This is a genomic window from Bacillus cereus group sp. BfR-BA-01382, assembly GCF_022663475.1.
In the GTDB taxonomy this organism is placed as follows: Bacteria; Bacillota; Bacilli; order Bacillales; family Bacillaceae_G; genus Bacillus_A; species Bacillus_A thuringiensis_S.
Genome location: NZ_JAKUFQ010000369.1, coordinates 1 through 267, shown reverse-complemented (window position 1 = coordinate 267; position 267 = coordinate 1). Strand labels below are relative to the sequence as shown.

Sequence of the window (267 nt, the reverse complement as noted above, 5' to 3'; positions counted from 1 at the left end):
AAATGTTTTTTTATGAAAGCTAGTTCATAGAAACGTAGAAAATCAAACATATTAATAATAGTCTGTTTCTTTAAAATTAGATTCAATTGTTCCTCATATGCTTTTTGTTTTCTCAATTCATTTTCGTATGCTTTTTGTTTTATTGATTCTTTTTCATGATTTTCTAAAATTTCTTTTGCCTTCTCATAAAAGAGAGATGAACCGAAAGTGAGGATAGAGAATGTAGGACTGCACATATATATACACTGTTTATTTTTATAAACTTCG

At 26.2% G+C, this 267-nt stretch carries 1 pseudogene; it reads right to left on the bottom strand.

What is annotated here, in order from left to right:
• Positions 1–236: pseudogene (locus MR160_RS34365) on the bottom strand (hypothetical protein); the annotation flags it as partial.
• Positions 237–267: the final 31 nt, after the last annotated feature.